This is a genomic window from Bacillus altitudinis 41KF2b, from assembly GCF_000691145.1.
Classification (GTDB): domain Bacteria; phylum Bacillota; class Bacilli; order Bacillales; family Bacillaceae; genus Bacillus; species Bacillus altitudinis.
The window spans coordinates 53000-74782 of the sequence record NZ_ASJC01000006.1 but is presented as its reverse complement, the minus strand read 5'-3'; the positions used below and the strand labels follow the sequence as shown (position 1 = coordinate 74782).

The following is a 21783-nucleotide window of genomic DNA, read 5'->3' as shown; positions in this document are numbered from 1 at the left end:
TCCTCATGACTAATTGACTATCTTTATTATATAGACCAATTGATATAATAGATAGGCAATATGCGAGAGATTTTACTCTTCTCGCATAAATAAGTGTCTAAGGTAACATTTTACGTGCTCTAAAGGTGTCGTTTGCTTTAATGCAGTAGTCATTGATAATCCGCCGATGACCATTGAATGAAGGAGAGATGCCCGCTCATCCGCTTTTGTTTCATCATATCCGCTATTCATCAGCTTTTCTTTGACAAGCTCTTGCCAGCGGATCATTTCTTGTTTGCATGCAGCATGAAGTTTTGTATGTTCAGGTTTTGACTCAGCCGCCAGTAAGACAATCGGTATCCCTCTTTCACTTTCTTGCTCCATAAAACCCCGAATAATATTTGTCATAAAATGATCGACGGCGACATATGGGTCATCAGAATAGGCAAAGCTTTCTTCAATTTGATCGATGACCCTTTGACTCATATATTCAACGGCTGCTATGGCTAGCTCTTCTTTTCCATTTGGAAAGTAATAATAAAGAGATCCTTTCGGCGTGCCGCTCTCTCTAATGATTTGATTCAACCCTGTCGCATGATACCCCTGTTTACGTAAAAGAAGTGCGGCCGTTTGAATGATTTTGTCCTTCGTACTCACGTGTGACACTCCTTTCCTCCATAGACCAACGTCGATGCCATTGTATTATTGATTCAGTAATGGATGCGTTCCTTTCCATAATGAGGATGATTCTATTTCTGACGCCAGTCTGAGCAGCCAGTCCTCTTTTCCTTTCGGTGCTGTCACCTGTACGCCTAAAGGCATGCCTGCTTCTGTGAGATGAACTGGCACACTCATAGATGGCTGGCCGGTTAGGTTAGCCAGCTGTGTAAATGGTGTGTAGGTCAAACTCTTGAGGAACATTTCATAAATCAGATCTTGCTGTGCTTGCATTGAAAGGGATGACACACGTAACAATGCAGAGATTTCTTGATCGTTATGCATCAGCTCGCCAACCTTTGGAGCCGAATAGGCAGTAGCTGGGGTCACATATAGATCGTAGGTTTGATGAAATGCGGCCATTTTTGCAGCGGCCATATCCCATGCATCAAGACTTTCTGTATAAGCAGCAGCTGTCACATTTTTTCCTGCTTCCGCCAGTACCCATGCCACAATATCTGTCTCCTCAGGCTTCACCGGACGCCCGAATGAACGAGCCAGAGAGGTAAATAAGGCAGACATTTCACCGCTGTTCATGACATAATATTGCTTCATCAGATGGACACCATCAATGTTCGGCTTCGCTTCCTCTATTTGATGCCCTTGTTCACTCAGCCATTTCACTGTGTTCAAGACTGCCTGCCTTGCTTCCTCACTGACCTTCGTGCCTACTGGAGAGTCTACACTGTAAGCAATTCGCATAGAAGAGGTTCGTTTCACCAAATCCTCCTGATAGCTGCCGTCATATAATGGCGTTTGGAACGCAGCCTCTGGCTGAATGACTTGAAGCAAATCAAGCAGGGCTGCACTGTCTCGAACTGTTTTTGTGAGCGTAAAGTCAATGGAAGCTCCTTGCCACTGCCTTCCTGCACCCGGGCCGACCGGTGTTCTCCCCCTTGTTGGCTTGAGTCCAAATAAACCAGTAAAGGATGCCGGAATCCGAATAGACCCTCCGCCATCACTCGCTCCACCCGCCGGTACGATGCCGCTTGCCACAGCTGCTGCCGTCCCGCCGCTTGAACCGCCCGGAGAATAGTCAGCATTCCAAGGGTTTCTCGTCGGACCATATAAAAAGGGTTCTGTCACATTTCGCAATCCGAATTCAGGTGTGTTCGTATGACCGATCATGAGGAGCCCAGCCTGCTTCAATCGACGGACAAAGTGGGAATCTGTTTGCGCCTTTACATCCTTTAACAGCAAAGCACCCGCCGTCAAAGGTTCATGTTCCAGCCCCTGCGATATATTTTTCAACACAAACGGAACACCAGCAAACGGCTGATCCGCATCTAGTGACTTCATGTCTTTGAACACTTGATCTCGCCTTGTCTGAATCACCGCATTTAGTACTGGATTCACTTCTTCCAATCTAGTAAATGCAGCTTGTACAAGCTCTTCGGGCGTGACCTGCTTTTTCTGCACAAGTGATGCCAGTCCCGTCGCATCATACGTCATATACTCTTTTATATTCATCGGCATGTCCTTCTTTCTCATATTATGATCTCTCTATTGTCTACTAGAATTCTATGAAATTCAATTTCGGGATACGTGTGAAAAAAACTTTCTTTCTAGACTATGATTCTTCTAACCATCCATCTTATTTCTCCGATATAATAAAGAAAAAAAGACGGAGGTCACCTCATATGCAAGGAGCCATTGCCTTGAAAAAGAAAATCGTCGTGGTCATCGCGTTTCTTCTTGCTTTGACAACTGCTTTGCCCTTCCATTCGCAGGCAGCTGCACCACCAAAAGAAACAGATGTCATCATCGTCTATAAAAATCAAAAAGGAAAACAGACGGCTATTCAAGAAAGTGAAAAAGTGAACGCTCAATACATACATCTTCCAGCTGTAGCAGTGACAGCAGATGAGCAAGCTGTCACCTCACTTAAAAAAGACCCGAACATCGCTTATGTTTCAAAAAACGTTAGGGTCAAACTCGCTGCTTCTACCGTGAAAAAAACGGCTGCTGCTACTGGTCAGGATGCTTTGGTACAAAAATCTTATAACCTGCAGAAGCTCAATGTAAAGCAAGCAATCAAAGAAGGTGTGACAGGGAAAAATGTGAAAGTAGCCGTTCTGGATACTGGTATTTTCCCACATGAAGATTTAAAGGTAGCCGGTGGTAAATCATTCGTCGATTACACGTCTTCTTACAAAGACGATGAAGGACATGGAACACATGTCGCCGGTACAATTGGGGCGCTTAACAATGATTACGGTACGGTCGGTGTTGCTTCTGGTGTGAAGCTGTATGCTGTAAAAGTATTAGATAAAAAAGGAGAGGGCGACTTATACAGTCTGCTCCGAGGCATTGATTGGGCGATTAGCAATAAGATGGACATCATCAATCTAAGTCTAGGTTTTGAAGATAACATTCCGATTTTACGTTCAGCAGTTGATGAAGCATACAAAAAAGGACTGCTGGTCGTTGCTGCAAGTGGAAATGATGGAAAGAAGAATGGTATTAGTTATCCTGCCGCATACAATAGCGTCATTGCTGTTTCCGCAACGACTGACAAAGACAAACTCGCCTCCATCTCTAATACGGGGAAAGGAATTGAATTTTCCGCTCCCGGCGAGAACGTCATCAGTACCTATTTGAAAAATGAATATTGGTATGCAACCGGTACATCACAAGCGGCACCACATGTCACAGGGATGCTGGCGCTGTTAAAACAGCTACATCCTAAGAAAACAAATGTTCAGCTCCGCACTTTATTGCGAAGCTATACAGTGGATCTTGGCGCAAAAGGAAAAGATCCACAATTCGGCTATGGCCGCGTGCAATATGTGCCGCAGTCAACCTTTTTAAAGGCTGCGACAAGCGCAGTCAAGACAGCCGAAACATCTAAAAAACAGACAGATGTTGATCAAGCCAAAACGAAAATTGGCAGACTCACTACCAGCAAGCAAAAAACCGCACTCACTGACCGAGTCAAAAAAGTCCAAACAGCCATTGATATTCGTGACGCACGAGCGAAGGTCAAATCAGCTGAAAAAAATAAAACCCAAGGCTCGATTAAAAGTGCCCAAACGGCTATTAAAAAGCTATCCAAAGGCAAAGAAAAAACAAGCCTGCAAAACCGGCTCGACAAAGTCAAAAAACAAGTCGCCTATCAAAAGAAAGTGACAGATGCCAAACAAAAAGTAAAAAAAGCGGAAGCCAAACGAACAAAGAAAACAAAAGCAACCGCTCAAAGTGCGGTCAAACAACTAAAAGCATCTAAAACAAAAACTGATTTACAAAAACGAATCAACCGGATCAAGGTTTGATAAAAAAACGATTCCTTTCAGCAAGGAATCGTTTTTTCTATTTCAACATCTTCTGAAACAGGGTGTGATGATATTTCCCTTTCGCATCCAGCCTCACTTGATCGAGGATGTGCGCTAACGAATGGATGACATCATGTAGTGCTCGTTGAACAGAGCCGTGTTCAAAGGAAGCTAAACTCTCCGGCAGTTCATCTTCATCCAAAACAAAGAAATCACCATTCGGAAGAACGAGTAGATCAATCAACAAATCTTCAAAAACAACCGCTCGTTCTTCAAACCATGTATGTCTGACGATATTCACATAAGAGCCAAGTTCATTGCCTTGATCATCCCGCCAAAAATAGACATTGTAAGGTCGGTCCGTCCAATAATAGGCGGTCGTATAACTCCCTTTTGGAATCGTGACAGTGCCATCACCAGCAACCATTGTAAATGGTTCTTGAATTTTATGAAACAACACGACTTGCTGCTCCTGTGCGTCTAACAGCTGACACGTATGTTCCACAACCTGATCATCGTATTTGATTTTTCTCTCAATGACGTCATCCCAAGAATTTGCATATAGCGGAAACAATCGGTCACAACCCCTTCTGCATCTACTTCTTATTCTAGTATACACTGCTTTCCTTTGAAGAAATAAAGGTTCACTGCTGCTGCCTATGGAAGACATATGGTGAGGTGAAAACAAATGAACGGAATCACAATCATCGAAACCGTAGCAGAACTCGGACAAATCATCTTGGTTTTTTGTGGTTATGCCCTTTACTGGCGGCTTGTGAAAACGAAAAGAGATCGAAAGCTGACCCCTTATGAACATGTGTTGAAATTCTTTGTCATGTTCGGGTTAATCTCCTGGTGCTTTTCATATATGGCACTGAACGTATGGGTGTCATGAGAAAAAGGAAGAGTCCCGTCCATGCAGGACATACTCTTCCTCTTCTTATTCGGTGTATGTTATGAGCCAGCCGGCTGTTCTTTTTTAATCACATACTGATAGCTCTTCACATGCGTCCCATTTTGATTCACAAATTCTTTATCAAGCGCCCGTTCAAAGCCCATTCTTTCATATAAACGAATGGCGGCCTGCATTTTATCCGACGTATGAAGGTACAGGACGTTCTCGCCCCACGATTGCGTCAGTTCTATACTTTTACGCAACAATGACTCTGCAATACCTTTTCCTCTCACATCAGGATCTACCCCTAAAAACCGGACAATCGCTGAAGTAATGCCCATCTCCGGCTTGTCATATGCCTGTTCTGATGATCGGAACATTTGAAGTGTCCCCACGACCTTGCCCTCAAGCTCGGCCACAAGCATCAACTCCATGTTTGGGTTATCTACAGCCGCTCGCAGGGCTGCAGAATAATTTTGCCAGCCTTCCTCTGTAAATTGAGGCTCATACTGTGCGTATGATTTGATCAGCACATGTGTGATCGCCTCATGATCTTCACTCACCGCTTGACGAATGATCAACTCTTGCTGCTCCATGCCAGCACCTCCTGTTTGTCTATGAATGGATATACGTATCATGCAATCACTGCATGCCGATGACCTGATTCTTTTCTCTACTCATTCAATGTAAAGAGTCTCCTTCGAAAGATCAATGATTTTGCACGAAAACTTCTTTGAAAATTTTGATTGAAATGGAAAGCTTGATTCATTATGCTGATTTGAGGACGTATACGAGGAGTGTCATCATATGAATTCTTTATCTTATCCCCAAGAATCGAAAAAAAATCGATTCCTCCTTGCCGCGCTTCTTGGCTCTTTAACAGCCCTGGCACCGCTGGCAATGGATATGTATTTACCTGCTTTACCTAATATCGCCCGTGACTTTGAAGCAAGCACGGCGCTGTCTCAGTTAAGTCTCATGGCTTGTTTGATTGGACTTGCGCTTGGACAGCTCATTGCAGGTCCAATCAGTGATACAGTTGGCAGAAGAAAGCCGCTGATGGTTGGATTGATCATTTTTATTGCGGCCTCTCTTTTATGTACAGTGGTCACATCAATTTGGACATTCATTCTTTTAAGGCTGATTCAAGGACTTGCTGGTTCAGCAGGCATTGTTATTGCACGAGCCATCGTGAGAGATCATTATGAAGGCTCAGAAATGACGAAATTCTTTGCTTTGCTCATGTTAGTCAACGGAGTGGCTCCAGCAGCGGCACCGATCGTGGGCGGACAAATGTTACGGTTCACGACGTGGCAGGGTGTGTTTGTTCTGCTAGGAATCCTCGGGGCGCTCATGCTCCTAAGATCGATGTTTTCATTGAAAGAAAGCTTACCTGTGGAACGCAGACAGACTGGAGGCTTCAAACAGATCCTAGGTGCGATGAAAATTCTAGCGAGCGATCGACTCTTTGTCGGATATGCTCTCTCACAAGGACTTGTCTTCGCCGCCATGTTTGCGTATATCTCTGGATCACCGTTTGTATTGCAGGAGATTTTCAACCTTTCTCCGCAAGGCTTCAGTGCTGCCTTTGCGGTGAATAGTCTTGGCATCATCACAGCCGGACAAGTATTTGCCCGCGTTGCTGCGAAAATTGGTGAGGAGAAAGTTCTTCGCATTGGGCTGCTGACAGCTGCTTTAGGGGGCGTCACCTTGTGTGTGATGATCTCTATTGATGCAGGATTATATGGCATCCTCATCCCGCTCTTTTTTGTGGTCTCTAGCGTTGGGATTGTCGGCACGTCTGCTCCTTCTCTTGCGATGCAACATCACGGTGCGCATGCTGGAAGTGCCGCTGCCCTCATCGGTGTGGCACAAATGCTTCTTGGCGCATGCATGACACCCCTTGTCGGCTTAGCTGGAAGCCAGACTGCCTTTCCCATGGGGCTGATTATTATGCTCTGTGACCTTGGCGCACTCTGTTGTTATTTTTTCTTTGTTGCCAGAGCGAAAAAAAGACCCGCATAAGCGGGTCGGTATCCAGAGGCAAAAGAAGACATCAAAGAAACGATTCAGCGGATCAAGCAATTAAATGAAGCTCATCGTGCCAATAAAGACCGTTAAAAAACTGCCAGTACGAGCTGGCAGTTTGAGATTGTTGACAAAGGGCTAAAATGGGCTTGATTTTAGCCCTTTGTCTTCTTTTCAGCGTATAGAAAACCTTTGCAGCCCTAGGAAGGGCGAGCATCGGCGCGGAGCGAATTTGACATTCGTGAGCACCGAAGCGCAGGACTGACACCGAATGCGAGGGTTTGTCTACACGCTGAGACCCGCATAAGCGGGCCTTTCATTTATGGCTTGCTCCAATTGATCGTGCGGAAGATATTGTTCTGGTCATTGTTTTGATATGCATCTAGGTCAAAGCCTGAAAGTCCAAAACCAATTGCCATGACAATTCCTCCGGCAACGGTGAAGATGATCCCCCATTTGATGCATTGTTTTTTTAAATCATTCACGTTCATACTCTCACGACCTTCTTTTTAAACATTCCCATGAATGCCTTAGTGGTTTGAACAGTCCCTTGCACAAATAGCTTTGTCAAATACGCCGTGGCTATGCCGCTTAATAATCCGACACCTAATAGAAGAATCCCAACTCCGATCTGCGTCACCACCACATGCAAACCGTCTTGAAAAATAAACGGTGAACCAATGATACTCCAAAAACCACCGAGCAGACCAACTAGCGTCATTGTACCTGTCACGAGTGGAATGCACCAAATCACCATATACACAGAAAGAAACAGCAGGAAGACTGTTGCTAGAATGCTGCCCCATAACGGAAAGCCTAAAATGAGGATGGAGAGCCTTGTGGCTTTTTCTCCAAACGTCGGCACCTGAATGGTTTTGATTCCTTGTTCCTTCAGAATCCCTTCAGCGATGATGGCAGGCTGACCGACTTGATGAACTGCTTCCTGTTCACTGTAGCCATCTTCCTGATAATCCTCGATTATTTCATCGTAATACTCGATGAACCGATCACTTTCTTTTTCGCCCAGACGATGCAGATGCTTCTCCAAGCTGGCTAAAAATTCTTTTTTATTCATTGCTCTGTCCTCCAGAAATAAAGTCGTAAATCGCCATCACTTGATCCCATTCCGCTAAAAATTGCGCGATATGCTCCCGTCCGTTCCCAGTCATCCGGTAGTATTTTCTTAATCGACTGTTATGTTCCTGTGAATAGGTCTCCACATAATTGTTTTGCTCTAACCGCTTTAATATCGGATATAATGTCGATTCTGAAATCTCAATACAATGGGACATATCTTTAATCATTTGATAACCATAGGAATCGCCTTTCTTTAATACCGCCAGTACACAGAATTCAAGTAATCCTTTTTTTAGTTGTGCATTCATGTTTACAACTCCTAACTATTTATACTATACAATACATAGTATGATGTGACAAGAGGTATCTTTTGCAACTTTTCACTCTCAACGTCGCTATAAATTTTCATACAGGAAGTTTCTCTTTCTTCAAGGCTTCACCTGATCAAGATAAATCTAGCGTGTGTCTATTGTAGACAACAAACATACACAGGAACGAATATCATAGGAAACAACTCATTTAATCTCTTTATTTTAAAGGGATAAGCTGAATTTTATGGAATTAAGAAGTTCATTCACAATGACTTATCCTTATGAACTTCATACTAAGTTTTACGAACACTCAACTCGAATTAAAGTGATGAGAACGGCTGAAAGTGGCTAGTTCTTTTCAACCCAACCAATACCGAATAATGGTAGACCTTAAAAAACGAGGAGCTGATGACCTTGAAAAAAATGTGGAGTAATTATCTCACTTTAGTCATTACACTAACTTTGTGTTATATCGTGTATTTGTTCATCTTCAAACAACCTTTTACCATTACACCCATCATCCTGTTTGTGGTGGGAGCCGCCATTTCTGAGTGTATACGTTTTTTCTTTCTGAAAAGTAATGAGAAGAAAGATGATACCTTGAAAAAATAGTCCCTTAAACATAAGATCACTCAACATATGAAAAGACACCCCCACTTTATAGTGGAGGTGTCTTTTTTTTACTTTTTATATATTCACAAATCCTTCTCCAAACACATCACGCACATCATGGACAACAACGAATGCGTCTCGATCAATTTTCTTAATGATTTTCTTTAAACGCATCAGCTCCTGTTTTTGAATGACTGCATAGAGAATTTCCTTCGATTCCTTCGAATAATGACCGCGACCGTTTAAAATGGTCACGCCTCGATCCAAGGTGTGATTGATTTCTTCTGCAATATCATCTTTGCATGAAGAAATAATCGTCACTGCTTTTTTCGTGTTAAGCCCTTCTATGACGAAATCCATCACCTTAGTCGCCACATACAGCATCACAATCGTAAACATTAATTTTTCCGCACCAATAATAAAGTAAGAAGCAAAAACAACGATCAGATCAAAGAACAAGATGGCGTAGCTCACGTTCCAGTCTAGATACTTATTCGCAATTCGCCCGAGGATAGCAGATCCCGCTGTTGTACCGCCCGCTCTTAAAACAAGACCAATGCCAATCCCAATGATGATCCCTGCGAAAATAGAACCAATGATCAATTCATGGACATTCACCACCCATGTAGTGGTCAAATGTAAAAATAGAGAGTTACTTGCGACAGCTACCACTGTGTAGATCGTGGTCTTCTTGTCCAAGTATTTATACCCCACAAGTAATAAAATCGCATTCAACACAAGGTTTGTCAGCCACGGCGCAATCTCAAACATATAGTAGAAAATGATGGACAGCCCCGTTACGCCGCCTTCACCAAACTCAAGTGGAATGACAAACATGTTCACAGCTGCAGCAAATAAAAAAGAACCGACTAGAATCATTGCAATATCTTTTACACATTTTTTCAATTTCTTCTTTCCTCCTTTTCTAAGCATATAAAAAACCCTCTTTCTGCACGAAAGAAGACAGTCGATGGACAAAATAAAAATCAAAAGACGGCGCCTTTTGATGAAGCTTTCTGAAATGAACCTTTTCATAATATATATCTCTTTTTAGAGGCTGTCAATGACTTGGTTTTCTATTATTTCAACTGTATGTTTATGCACTCAAACCCGCATGTTTTCAGGGTTTTTCCGTCATATGATGCTTATTCCTCTCCTTGACAAAAACACTTTAGTCATTTAAACTACTGCCTCATATCATATCCATTATTTCCGATCGACAAAGGAGGCTGTTTGATTTATATGAATCCTATTCAAAGCCGTTTACAGGCTCACGCACCTTTGATTTTAGATGGTGCACTTGCAACGGAGCTTGAACGAAAGGGCTGTGATTTAAACGACAGTTTATGGTCAGCCAAAATCCTCATTGAACAGCCAGAATTGATTCAGCAAGTACACTTGGACTACTTCCAAGCAGGTGCTGACTGTGCAACAACAGCCAGCTACCAAACGACGATTGATGGCTTTGCTGAAAAAGGCTATACAAAAGAAGAAGCCATCGAATTAATGAAACGATCTGTCACGTTAGCAAAAGAAGCGTGCGAGCAGTTTTGGCAGGATGAGACACAACGTAAAGAGCGGGCAAAACCATTTGTCGCTGGATCTGTGGGGCCCTTCGGCGCTTATTTGTCTGATGGTTCAGAATATAAGGGAAATTACGGACTCACAGAACAGGCGCTCATTGATTTTCACAGACCAAGAATTCAAGCATTGGTAGAGGCTGGTGCAGATATTCTCGCTTGTGAAACCATCCCTTGTCTCATTGAAGCAATCGCCATCGCTAAACTGCTGGAGGATGAGTTCAGCGGTGTATATGCGTGGATTACATTTAGTGCAAAGGATGGTCAGCACATTAGTGAAGGAGATTTACTTAGGGACTGTGTACAAGCACTCGAGCCATATGAGCAGATCGCTGCTGTTGGCGTAAACTGTACACCGCCGCAATATATGTCTTCTCTTATTCAGGAGATGAAAAAAGGGACGAGCAAACCGATTGTCGTGTATCCGAACTCAGGGGAATTATATGATCCTGAAGAGAAGGTTTGGAGCGGAGATACGTCTCACCATACATTTGGTGAATGTGCGCAGCAATGGTATAAAGACGGCGCACAAATCATCGGCGGCTGCTGCCGGACGACACCAGAGGATATTACCGATATCTTAAAACAGGCAACATCGTAGCATCATGACTCAACACACATACTTCTAAGCAAAAGGGCGGGAAGACATGGAACAAGCAAAAGATCAGTCACAACAATATCAACGAAAAATGACAAGCCGTCACCTGTTCATGCTTTCTTTAGGTGGCGTGATTGGCACAGGACTCTTTTTAAGTTCAGGATATACGATCAATCAGGCCGGACCTGCGGGAACGATTTTGGCTTATCTGGTTGGGGCATTAATTGTGTACCTCGTGATGCTCTGTTTAGGTGAACTGTCAGTCGCAATGCCGGTTACAGGCGCTTTTCACACATATGCAACAAAATACATTGGGCCCGGCACTGGCTATACAGTGGCTTGGCTTTATTGGCTGACATGGACCGTGGCACTTGGTTCAGAATTTACAGCGGCAGGTCTTTTAATGCAGCGCTGGTTCCCGGACACATCGGTTTGGATGTGGAGCGGTGTTTTTGCACTTCTCATCTTTTTACTCAATGCTTTTACAGTTAAGTTTTTTGCAGAATCGGAATTTTGGTTTTCTAGCATTAAAGTCATGGCTATTATTCTCTTTATTATCCTTGGTGGAGCCGCGATGTTTGGATTGATTCCACTAAAAGGCGGTGAGGCCGCTCCGTTCTTCTCTAACTTCACTGGAGATGGGGGTCTCTTCCCAAACGGCTTTTTACCGATTTTAATGACCATGCTGGCTGTTAATTTTGCTTTTTCGGGTACTGAGCTGATTGGGATTGCTGCGGGGGAAAGTGTCAATCCAGATGAGACCATTCCCCGCGCGATTCGCACGACTGTGCTACGTCTTGTCCTGTTTTTCGTCGGAACGATCGTGGTCTTAGCCGGCTTAATTCCAGTAGAAGAAGCCGGGGTGATCAAAAGTCCTTTCGTTGTGGTATTTGACCGCATCGGTATTCCTTATGCGGCAGATTTCATGAATTTTGTCATTCTGACAGCGATTTTATCTGCTGCAAACTCAGGGCTATATGCCTCATCTCGCATGCTATGGTCCCTTTCTGAAGAACGAACATTACCTAAAAAGCTGGCAAAATTGACGTCAAAGGGAATTCCTTTGAATGCACTCATTTTGAGTATGATTGGGGGCATTCTCTCTTTGCTATCGAGTGTCATCGCACCTGAAACGGTGTATCTGGTTCTTGTTTCAATCTCTGGACTCGCCGTTGTTGTTGTATGGATGGGAATTGCAGCTTCACAGTTCATGTTTCGCAAAAAATTCTTACAGGATGGCGGACAGCTTCATGATTTATCTTTCCGAACCCCGCTCTATCCGGTGGTTCCGATTGCTGCCTTCCTCCTATGCCTTGCATCTGTGATCGGCATTGCTTTTGATCCAAATCAGCGCATCGCTCTCATCTGCGGTATCCCTTTTATCGCACTCTGCTATGCTGCCTATTACGTGACAACATGGATTCAGAAAAAACGAGAAAACCCTGGTGTATAGCACCAGGGTTTTTTGTTTGCCCCAAAAAAGGATATCACTAGCAAAACAAATACATTTTGGTATATGATAGGAATCTATGATTTTCAGGACGTATCAAGGGAGCTGTTTTTAATATGGAAATGACCATTACAAGAGCATTAAGTGAACTGAAAATGTTAGATAAAAGAATCAACCGAACGATTGATGAAGCTGTACTCGGTGGCTTGGTCATCGGGAAACATATACAGAACGGATTTCAAAATCAAGAAGAAGTAGAAAAAAAGGCAAAAGCAGATGACCAATCGATTCAAGCATTAATCAAACGCCGAAATGCCATTAAATCAGCCATCGTGGTGTCGAATGCTACGACAACGATTGAGGTGGCGGGTGTTAGCATGACCGTAGCAGAAGCCATTGAACGCAAGACATCCATAGATTACGATATTCGTTATTTACGAAAATTAAAAAAGGTCTACACAGAGCTGGTTGACCGGTCAGAACAAATCAATGAAGATGTGAAAAAGAGACTGGATCAGCATTTAGAAACACTATTTGGGAAAGATGGGAAAACACAAGCCGCTGCCAACCAAGAGATCGTCAAGTCATTCCTAGCTGAAAATGAGGCGGCGATCATTGACCCTCTTCGTCTTCGAGTGAAGATTGAACAGCTTTCGAAAGAGATTGAAGATTTCCAAATGGAAGTGGATTTCTCCTTATCAGAAAGCAATACCTTGACCAAAATACAGATCGACTAGTCGATTTTGTTAGTGAGCCGAAAATCGATAGGACTAAACACCTTCGAGGGAAAGGTCATTCCCTCCTCATCTGATGATCATCTTAGGATGATCCATGATAAAAGCTCAAAGCCGAACGTTCAAAGCTGAAAGCTCAAGTATTCAAAGTTCTTATCCATCAAAGCTCAAGATGTAAAGCTCAATGCTCGATCGAATCTGGGAGAAACGGCTCATGAGTGTTTGTTTATCGACTCTTTCGGTTGCCGCCCAGCAGGTTTGCTAACAAAAAGAAAAGGATGTCACTAGCTGACATCCTTTTTTTCTATGAAAACGACAGGGCTTGCGCCAAGTCGCCTCTTCTAGCAGATTAGTAACGTGATGTATATGCCAAATGGTACACACTTGTCACATTTGAAGATAGCGTGATGTCGTTTGAAGTGAAAGTCACTGGAACGATATCGTAGTAATGTGTAGACCAGCCTGCATTATTGTATGTACGGTAGCCTGCACCTGCAGGAACTTGAATCGTTAGTGAAAATTGTCCATTCTCGTCTGTTGTACCTGTCGCTGTTTGAGCATATGATTTGATTGCTGCTTCAAAATAAAGCTGAATTGGCTGATTCGCCATGAGTTGACCACTTGTGTCCTTTAATGTTCCTTTAAAAGTAGCTGGATAATATGAACCTACACGATATTTACTGCCAGAACCGTAATTAACCATACCACCGTCTGCTGCTGTGACGCCTGTTACTTGTACGGATGCTGGTACTGCTCCTGTTTCCTCTGCATGTGCAAAGCTTGGGAAAACGAGAAGCAATGATAGAAAGAAAGCAAACATGATTTTTTTCATCGATAAATCCTCCTTTTTTTTCCTACTATATTACTATCGACAGTTATTGTCATTTTTCCAGTAAAAACAAAAAACTTCCCTTTTTATTCAAAAAAGGGAAGCTACAAGACTATTTTTTCACAACAACTTTCACTGCTTTACTTTCTCTTTTTCTCACATCTGAAGCCGTCACATACAAGACGGTTTTGGCTTTTTGCGGCTTGATTTTAGCCGTAAATGCGCCTTTGCTATTGGTTTTGACCGTTTGAATGACTTTCTTTGATTTGTTCTTCACCTTGATCGTCAAGCCTGCACCCGCAGTTCCTTTGACCGTTTTACTTTTCACTGTTACTCGATTCACCTTTGGCTTAGCTGGCGCTTTGCCCTTTTTCACGACCGTTTTGAGCGAAGTCGCAGCCTTTCCTTTTGATATCTTGATGTGAAGCACTTTATTTTTGTTTTGATGCTTGATCTTCACACTAAAGGTTCCCTTTTTGCTTGCCGTGCCTTTTCCAAGCAGGGTTTTGCCTCTATACACAGAAATGGCAGCGCCGGCTTTCGCCTTTCCTGTCACCTTTTGATGCTGATCTTCTACTTTATTAACTGATGCGTTTAATTCAACAGCACTTAACGCGGCAAAAGCATTGAGTCTGCCATGTCCTGTCATCCAATCGATACCCGGAATTTTCGGATCAACAACAGGCTCGTCATTTTCATCATAGAAAACGTCATCTGTTCCATCAACAGCTTTAAATGAAATATCATCCGCTGTATTTTGTAAAATATTTCTCACTTGATTTGGTTTCAGGGTTGGATTTTTAGAAAGCAGTAATCCTGCTGCTGCTGCAACATACGGTGTAGCCATTGATGTCCCGCTCAAGTATGAAACATTCCCATCAGGCATTAAGCTTGGGATATCGGACCCTGGTGCAGACATGCTTAATCCTTTCCCATAGCTTGAGAATTCAGCGGCAATATCCATGCGATTGCTTGCACCAACTGCCATGGCGTACTTGGAAGTCGCAGGATAACCCATTTCTGGAATGCCATCGTTTCCGCTCGCCACTACCACTAATACATTCTTTTGTGCAGCATAGTTCATCGCATATTCAATGACCTTGCTGTAGTAGCCGCCAAGGCTCATGTTGATGACCTTTGCACCTTTGTCCACTGCATGTTTAATGCCAAGAGCAATATGCTCTGTATCTCCATTTCCATACGCATCCAGCACTTTGACTGGGATGATTCCTGTATGTTGATTCAGCCCTGCCATGGAGTAATGATTATCGGCTTTTGCTGCAATGATACCTGCCACATGGGTGCCGTGGCCATTGTCATCAATTGCATCTTTATTACGGCCGATGAGATTAGCACCTAAGTCTGTGCGAACCGTCCCGCTTAAATCGGACAAACGGCTGTCGACACCTGTATCCACAACAGCGATTAACGTTTGCTTCATTTTGCTTGTGCCAATCAATGTATTCATTTGTTCAAACTTCACATCAGCGCCTTTTTTCCCACTGTTCTGCGCACTGTTTTTCAGCGGCCACTGGTAACCATACTGCGCGTCATTACTGAGCGCACGATACGTTTGTACAGGCTCTGCAAATTCAACATTCGGCATACTAGAAAGCTTTCTCGCCGTGCTTTTGATCACAGCTTTGCCTGCTTTAAGCGTTTTGCCAGCTGATTCTTTCCCTGCCGGTACATCGTAAACATACATTCCTTTGAATAAAGGATTTACTGACTGAGATGTCACACGGTTTTCTTGAATTCCGTAGCCTTTCATCTTCTTTTTTGCGGATTGAAGCGTTTGTCCATCCTTTAATTTAAAGATGATTTTGTTTGTGTTGACCTTTTCTTCTGGAACAAGCTTTTGTTTCTCTAATACATAACCGATCGATTTTCCTTCAAGCTGATCGATTCCTACTTTTTGTCCCACTGTTTCTAATTCCTTTTTTAGATAGGCTGGACTTGCCTCTTTGAGCATATCAAAAAGGGAACGGATCGCCTGTTGCTCTTTCTCTGTGACGATATGACCGCTGAATGCACCATTTTTCTCTACGTCATTCAGCAATGATTTTAATGTAAGCAAATGATTGTACACCGTTTGCTGCTTTTTTTGATTGTTGATGAGTTTAGATTTAAGAAACGGCTTTGTTTTTTGTAGCAGACGTGTAAGCTTCTGACCATCGGCTGTTTCATTGAATCGTTTGTCTTCGATCGTACGAATGGATTGAAGAATTTGACGTCCATGCTTTTTCTCAATAATGATGATCCCTGGCTCTTCTTCTTCAGGGAAAATCGGTTCAGATGGCGGAAGATTCGCGCCTTTATACCCGATTGTATATGCTGCATCCTCTTCCTCATCACGGCTGTCTTCCTCTGAACCTAAATACAGCACTTTGACATAGTAAGGACCTGACCATGCATGCGGGAAGTTGATTTCTGTCTCTCCACTTGCTGTGTCCACACGATATCTCGAATAAGTGTCATCCTTTATCGCTCTATCCTTACTTGGGTAGACCGATACAGATAACACTTGTTTGCTTTTGACAGCAATTTGCATATGTGTATGTTTTGCCACATCTTGTGCAGATGGCGTGATTTGGTACCATGACTCTTCTTTTTCATTCTGTAATGTACCTGAGATAACTTCACCATTTTTTAATCCAATGGCTTCATTGACACTTGTGCCCTTACTAACTGCTGATGCCTCGTACCCAGGTAATGCAGCCATACATAGAATGATGGCCATGAGTACAACCACACAGGATTTGACCTGCTTTTTAAACATGAAAAGACCCCCCCTTATCTTTTACAATACCTTGGAAGAATATCACAGAATCCCTTTTAGTAGAATCTGTTTTTGACATAATTAAACTCGTTTTAAGCTAGGATTTGAGATATTCAGATGGCTAGTCTGATCGCTTCATAAACTTTTTGCCATTTCAAACGGAAAATGATGCTATTTAACCATGTCGAAAAGTACATTACAATCAAATTGTAAGCGCTTAACAAACAAGAGAGAAGGGATCAGCTTGTTCCAAAAAGATCATGTTTTTACACAAGTAAACGGTCGATCAAAGAATGAGATTTTACAATACATTTCCGAGAAAGCTGAAGACCTTCACATTACAAACGATCAGTCAGGGTTATTAACAGATTTGTTGAAACGCGAAGACGAAGTCTCAACAGGACTTCAGCAAGGTTTTGCGATTCCTCATACAAAAAGCTCTGCTGTTCAAACGGCTTCACTTCTCTTTTTAGAACTTGAACAACCCATAGAATGGGGAAGCTTCGACGATTTGCCAACAAGCTATTTATTTACACTGCTCGTTCCACTAGAAGAGGCCAATGTCACACACCTCAAATTACTGTCTGGCATTGCCACAAGTTTAATGGAGCCTGCTTTCATCGAAAAGATTCAACCTGGTCAAACAGCAGACTATTATTACGAAGTCATTGAACAACAATTGAAAGAGGGGATTACACAATGAAAATTGTCGGTGTCACTTCATGCCCAGCAGGGTTAGCTCATACACCAATGGCAGCAAAAGCATTAGAGAATGCGGGTAAACAGCTTGGACACGAGATTAAAATCGAACAACAAGGAATTATGGGACAGGTGAATGGCATTACAGCAGAGGAAGCCAAGCAGGCAGACCTTTGCATCATCGCCTCCAATCAGCACATTAACGACGCTGAACGCTTCTCAGGTATTCCTACTGTACGTGTCGAAATCGGACGCGCCTTAAAAAATGCCGAGCAAATCATCACAAAAGCCGTTGCGCTGGTTGAAAAGAAAAAATCTGAATCCCAATAAACAGGAGCAATGCCATATAGAAAGGAGCAAAGCAGAATGAAAGCAAAATTAAAAGTCATTGAAGGCCACCTCATGACCGGTATTTCTTATATTCTTCCGGTGATCATCGGAGCTTCACTTATCGTTGGTTTAGCCAAACTAGTCGGGTTAGGTTTTGGTGTGTCAGATTTAAACGCCTATAAAGATGCAGGCGGCATTTTACATGGTGCCTATTTGATGGAACAGGTTGGCTGGACAGGCATTGGCTTAATGAACGTACTGCTCGCTGGCTTTATTGCCTATTCGATTGCGGATAAATCTGGTCTTGCGGCCGGCTTTATCGGTGGAGCTCTTGCCAGCTCAACAAATGCTGGTTTTATCGGCGCCGTCATTGCAGGTTTCTTTGCCGGATATGTCGCTCTCTTTGTGAAAAGAAAAATTCAAATTCAAGGCTCCGCAGCTGGACTCGTCCCTCTGCTCATCTTACCGCTCATTACTGTTGGCTTAACCGGACTTCTCATGTCCGTTCTGCTGGGCGGTCCATTAGGGGCTTTGAACACCGCATTAATTGAATGGATCAAAGGCATGGTCGCAGATGGAACAAGTACACTCGCACTTGCTCTCATTCTAGGTGCAATGATTGGCTTTGATCTTGGCGGCCCAGTGAATAAGTCAGCTTGGATGGCTGGTAACGCGCTCTTCCTATCAGGTGTCTATCTTCCTGCCATTCTCGTCAATATCGCGATTGTCATTCCGCCGCTTGGATACGGGCTTGCGACATTGATTCGAAAACGCAACTTCTCTCCTACGTTTAGAGAAGCCGGACGAGGCGGTCTTGTGATGGGGATTATCGGGATTACAGAAGGAGCCATTCCTTTTACACTCGTCAATCCTTTGAAATTGATTCCGCTGAATGTCGTCGCTTGTGCTGCTGGAAGCGGGGTCGCTGCCTTATTAGGTGTCCATGACATCATGCCGCCAATTGGCGGACTATACGGATTCTTCTCAGTAGGAAACTGGTGGGCGTATTTAATCGGCGCGCTAACTGGCGCACTTGTTATTGGAATTGGCGCCAACCTACTTGTGAACTTCTCTGAGAAAAAAGAACCCCAAAAGCCAGAACATGATCAGAAGCAGAAAGAAGAAGATGATTTTGACCTTGTGCTAGAAGGATAATTTGAACAAAGAAAGGTGTCGTTACACAATGACTGTCAATGTACATGTGATTCCACATACTCACTGGGACCGGGAATGGTATTTCACCACCTCCCGCTCCCGTATCTACTTAATGAAAAGCGTAATGGACATATTGGACACCCTCGAAACAGATGAACGATTCCATTACTTCATGCTCGATGCACAAGCATCCTTGCTAGATGATTACTTGAAATGGCGCCCAGAGGATGAGGATCGAATTAAACAGCTCGTCACAGCAAAACGCCTCATCATCGGTCCGTGGTATACACAAACGGATCAGCTCGTGATTTCTGGGGAATCGATTGTACGAAACCTGCAATATGGGATTGAGCGCTGTCAGCAGTTCGGACATGTCATGAAGGTCGGTTATGTCCCTGATTCCTTCGGTCAATCTGCACAAATGCCTCAAATTTATCAAGGCTTTGGTATTGTCGACACAGCCTTTTGGCGCGGCGTTTCTGATCATATGACGAATCACACAGAATTTAATTGGCGCGGGGCTGATGGCAGTGAAGTTTTTGCAGTGAATCTGCCATTTGGCTACTACTACGGAGGAAATATTCCTGAAAAGGATGAAGACCTGCAAGCCTTTCTTTCTGAAAAAATCGGGGCGCTGCAAGCAAAAGCCACGACAAAGAATGTCTATTTCCCAAATGGCTTTGACCAGGCGCCTATTCGCAAAAACCTGCCTGACTTATTAGAAAAAGCCAATGAAATAGACGAGCACCACTATCAAATCAGCAGTTTAGAAGACTACATTGCAGCAGTGAAAAAAGAGCGAACTTCTTTTGAGACATTAGAAGGAGAGCTCATTCATGCCAAGCATATGCGAATTCATAAGTCCATTTTTTCAACAAGAGCAGATTTGAAAATCTTAAACAATCAAATTGAAAACTATCTTGTCAATGTGATGGAGCCGATCCTTACAATCAGCTATTCACTTGGACACGATTATCCGCATGACACGGTGCGTGATATTTGGTACCTCATGTTTGAAAATGCAGCGCATGATAGCATTGGCGGCTGTAATAGTGATACGACGAATCAAGATGTCTTTTTCCGCTATAAACAGGCAAAGGAAATCGCCGAGAATCTTGTGGACTTACACATGCGTCTCATCGCCATCCGGCTGCAAACTGAGCAAGAAATCACGTTCACTTTATTTAATACACTGCCTTCAAAGCGCTCTGAAGTCATTGAAGTCGAAACCTTTATCACAGAACGTCCATTTACGCTAAAAGACGCTGATGGACGAACTCTTCACTACACAGTCAAAAGCAAAACCGATGTGACAGATTATGTCTTAGCACAGCAGATTTCACTTAACCCAAGCAAAGAGGTGTACATGCCAAAGCAAGTCTGGAAAGCTGTTTTACTCATTGAAGCAGTCGACTTGCCATCCGTTGGTTATACACAAGTCAGCATGGTGTTCGATGAATCTAGTGAATCCATTTGGGAAAAAACAGAAGGTCGTGTCATTGAAAATACGTTTTACCGCATTGTAGCAAATGACAATGGGTCATTAGAAATTACGGATAAACAGACTGGACGAACGTTCTCTGAGCAAATGATCTTTGAAGACAACGGAGATGATGGGGATTCTTATAACTATTCACCACCGCGTGAGGATCTTTATGTATCATCTAAAGATATCTCATCAGCAGACATCACCGTATCTAAAAGCAGTTTACAGGAAGAGCTCACCATCAAGCTTCAATTGACTGTCCCATATGATTTAGAGGAACGTTCGAAGCAAAAGGTGACGACTTCCCTCCCGATCACAGCGAAGGTGGCTTTAAATAAAGATGAAGCGGTCATCCGTTTTCATGTAAATGTGGACAACCATGCGCTAGACCACCGTCTACGGGTACTCTTTGATACAGGTATTGCATCAAACGTATCACTCAGCGATCAACAGTTTGGCACCATCGAACGTCCAACGGAGCTGACGCAAGAGCTAGAATGGTGGAACAATGAACATTGGGAAGAAAAACCGATTACCATTGAACCCATGCAATCATTTGTTGCACTTCGCGATGAAGCATATGGTGTCTCTCTTTTGACGGATTGCGTCAGAGAATACCAAATCACAGGCGAAGACTACACAACCATTGCTTACACACTCTTCCGCTGTTTCGGAAAAATGGGGAAAGAAAACCTTCTTTATCGTCCTGGCCGGGCTTCTGGAGAAAAAATCGTGGAAACACCTGACGCCCAGCTTCAAGGATCGCTATCATTCTCCTTTGGCATGCACTATAGCCAAGAAGCAGTGAATGAAGGACACTTGGCTCAGCTTGCTAAACGTTACACCACCCCGGTTCAGTGCTACGAGCGGGCAGACTTTTTAAACGGTCGTTTAATTTTCTCTTTCCGAGATGAAAAAGAAGACTTACAATCTACTTATAGCCTGCTTGACATTGAAACAGACGGGGCCGTTCTAAGCGCTTTGAAAAAAGAAGAGCATGGAACAGGCATTGTCATTCGTCTCTTCAATCCATATTTAACACGTCAAACAGCCGCTTCAATCAATAGTTCATCTCTACAACATGGAGAAACAGCGAATTTAGGCGAAACACCTGAAGGACATATACTGAAAGCACAACATGGATCATTACACATTGAACCGCTCACACCTTGTCAGGTACAAACCTACATTGTAAAGAAAAAATGAACATGTAGGGGCGGGATCCATTTGGATTCCGCCTCTCTTTAATGGA

General features: G+C 43.3%; 20 protein-coding genes and 1 pseudogene. 11 read left to right on the top strand and 10 right to left on the bottom strand.

The genetic code is table 11. The features are described 5' to 3' along the window. Positions 1–72 precede the first annotated feature (72 nt). The gene (locus BA79_RS12415; RefSeq protein ID WP_025206681.1) at positions 73–636 is read right to left on the bottom strand and encodes a TetR/AcrR family transcriptional regulator; all 564 of its coding nucleotides are present in this window, start codon (positions 634–636) and stop codon (positions 73–75) included. A gap of 45 nt (positions 637–681) precedes the next feature. Further along, positions 682–2166 (bottom strand): amidase, encoded by a 1485-nt coding sequence (locus tag BA79_RS12410; protein ID WP_035703052.1) that lies wholly within the window; start codon positions 2164–2166, stop codon positions 682–684. Between the two features lie 188 nt (positions 2167–2354). On the opposite strand from BA79_RS12410, the gene BA79_RS12405 reads away from it, so the two are divergent. Continuing rightward, positions 2355–3968: a S8 family peptidase gene (locus tag BA79_RS12405; protein ID WP_248596538.1), complete on the top strand. Its 1614-nt coding sequence runs from the start codon at positions 2355–2357 to the stop codon at positions 3966–3968. A gap of 37 nt (positions 3969–4005) precedes the next feature. On the opposite strand, the gene BA79_RS12400 is transcribed toward BA79_RS12405, so the two are convergent. Further along, positions 4006–4542, bottom strand: coding sequence for a ribonuclease FAU-1 family protein (locus BA79_RS12400; RefSeq protein WP_035703049.1), 537 nt, complete (start codon positions 4540–4542; stop codon positions 4006–4008). Positions 4543–4656: 114 nt separating this feature from the next. Between BA79_RS12400 and BA79_RS12395 the strand changes: the two genes are divergently transcribed. Beyond that, a complete protein-coding gene (locus BA79_RS12395; protein ID WP_008342164.1) occupies positions 4657–4863 on the top strand; it encodes a hypothetical protein in 207 nt (68 codons plus the stop codon). A 59-nt stretch (positions 4864–4922) separates the two neighbouring features. Here the strand turns inward: BA79_RS12395 and BA79_RS12390 are convergent, their stop codons facing one another. After that, on the bottom strand, positions 4923–5459 hold the full coding sequence (locus tag BA79_RS12390; protein ID WP_008342165.1) for a GNAT family N-acetyltransferase: 537 nt from the start codon (positions 5457–5459) through the stop codon (positions 4923–4925). A gap of 211 nt (positions 5460–5670) precedes the next feature. Here BA79_RS12390 and BA79_RS12385 point away from each other — a divergent pair, with 211 nt between their 5' ends. Both BA79_RS12385 and BA79_RS19725 read left to right on the top strand, forming a co-directional pair. Then, positions 5671–6888, top strand: coding sequence for a multidrug effflux MFS transporter (locus BA79_RS12385; protein WP_024719029.1), 1218 nt, complete (start codon positions 5671–5673; stop codon positions 6886–6888). Between the two features lie 15 nt (positions 6889–6903). Further along, positions 6904–6984, top strand: a pseudogene (locus BA79_RS19725) (DUF2573 domain-containing protein); the annotation flags it as partial. Positions 6985–7211: 227 nt separating this feature from the next. On the opposite strand, the gene BA79_RS19615 reads toward BA79_RS19725, so the two are convergent. From BA79_RS19615 to BA79_RS12365, 4 genes are all read right to left on the bottom strand, one after another. Further along, positions 7212–7382 (bottom strand): hypothetical protein, encoded by a 171-nt coding sequence (locus tag BA79_RS19615; RefSeq protein ID WP_165378688.1) that lies wholly within the window; start codon positions 7380–7382, stop codon positions 7212–7214. Continuing rightward, entirely contained in the window at positions 7379–7966 is a 588-nt protein-coding gene (locus BA79_RS12380; protein WP_035703046.1) for a DUF1700 domain-containing protein, read from the bottom strand. Before BA79_RS12380 ends, BA79_RS19615 begins: the two co-directional genes overlap by 4 nt. Further along, positions 7959–8276, bottom strand: a complete 318-nt coding sequence (locus BA79_RS12375; protein ID WP_035703044.1) for a PadR family transcriptional regulator — start codon at positions 8274–8276, stop codon at positions 7959–7961. The genes BA79_RS12380 and BA79_RS12375 overlap by 8 nt, the downstream gene beginning before the upstream one ends. 690 nt (positions 8277–8966) lie before the next feature. Continuing rightward, positions 8967–9797: a YitT family protein gene (locus tag BA79_RS12365; protein ID WP_025206673.1), complete on the bottom strand. Its 831-nt coding sequence runs from the start codon at positions 9795–9797 to the stop codon at positions 8967–8969. A 336-nt stretch (positions 9798–10133) separates the two neighbouring features. Here BA79_RS12365 and mmuM point away from each other — a divergent pair, with 336 nt between their 5' ends. The 3 genes from mmuM to BA79_RS12350 all read left to right on the top strand — a co-directional run bounded on the left by mmuM (position 10134) and on the right by BA79_RS12350 (position 13256). After that, positions 10134–11072 carry a homocysteine S-methyltransferase gene (mmuM, locus tag BA79_RS12360; protein ID WP_035703182.1) on the top strand — a complete coding sequence of 313 codons (939 nt, stop codon included), beginning with the start codon at positions 10134–10136 and terminating at the stop codon, positions 11070–11072. 46 nt (positions 11073–11118) lie between these two features. Further along, entirely contained in the window at positions 11119–12522 is a 1404-nt protein-coding gene (gene mmuP / locus BA79_RS12355; RefSeq protein ID WP_008342173.1) for an S-methylmethionine permease, read from the top strand. A 113-nt stretch (positions 12523–12635) separates the two neighbouring features. Further along, positions 12636–13256 carry a hypothetical protein gene (locus tag BA79_RS12350; protein WP_017360397.1) on the top strand — a complete coding sequence of 207 codons (621 nt, stop codon included), beginning with the start codon at positions 12636–12638 and terminating at the stop codon, positions 13254–13256. A gap of 346 nt (positions 13257–13602) precedes the next feature. On the opposite strand, the gene BA79_RS12345 is transcribed toward BA79_RS12350, so the two are convergent. Both BA79_RS12345 and BA79_RS12340 read right to left on the bottom strand, forming a co-directional pair. Continuing rightward, entirely contained in the window at positions 13603–14085 is a 483-nt protein-coding gene (locus tag BA79_RS12345) for a DUF2059 domain-containing protein (RefSeq protein ID WP_007498435.1), read from the bottom strand. A 109-nt stretch (positions 14086–14194) separates the two neighbouring features. Continuing rightward, a complete protein-coding gene (locus BA79_RS12340; protein WP_035703039.1) occupies positions 14195–16861 on the bottom strand; it encodes a S8 family peptidase in 2667 nt (888 codons plus the stop codon). Positions 16862–17105: 244 nt separating this feature from the next. On the opposite strand from BA79_RS12340, the gene BA79_RS12335 reads away from it, so the two are divergent. From BA79_RS12335 to mngB, 4 genes are read left to right on the top strand one after another with little or no spacing between them, the layout of a single operon-like run. Next, a complete protein-coding gene (locus BA79_RS12335) occupies positions 17106–17564 on the top strand; it encodes a PTS sugar transporter subunit IIA (RefSeq protein WP_024719036.1) in 459 nt (152 codons plus the stop codon). Next, complete coding sequence (locus tag BA79_RS12330; RefSeq protein ID WP_007498438.1) at positions 17561–17890, top strand: PTS fructose transporter subunit IIB; 330 nt, start codon at positions 17561–17563, stop codon at positions 17888–17890. The genes BA79_RS12335 and BA79_RS12330 overlap by 4 nt, the downstream gene beginning before the upstream one ends. Before the next feature lie 36 nt (positions 17891–17926). Next, entirely contained in the window at positions 17927–19045 is a 1119-nt protein-coding gene (locus tag BA79_RS12325) for a PTS fructose transporter subunit IIC (protein WP_017358746.1), read from the top strand. Positions 19046–19073: 28 nt separating this feature from the next. After that, positions 19074–21737: a mannosylglycerate hydrolase gene (gene mngB, locus BA79_RS12320; protein ID WP_035703035.1), complete on the top strand. Its 2664-nt coding sequence runs from the start codon at positions 19074–19076 to the stop codon at positions 21735–21737. Positions 21738–21783: the final 46 nt, after the last annotated feature.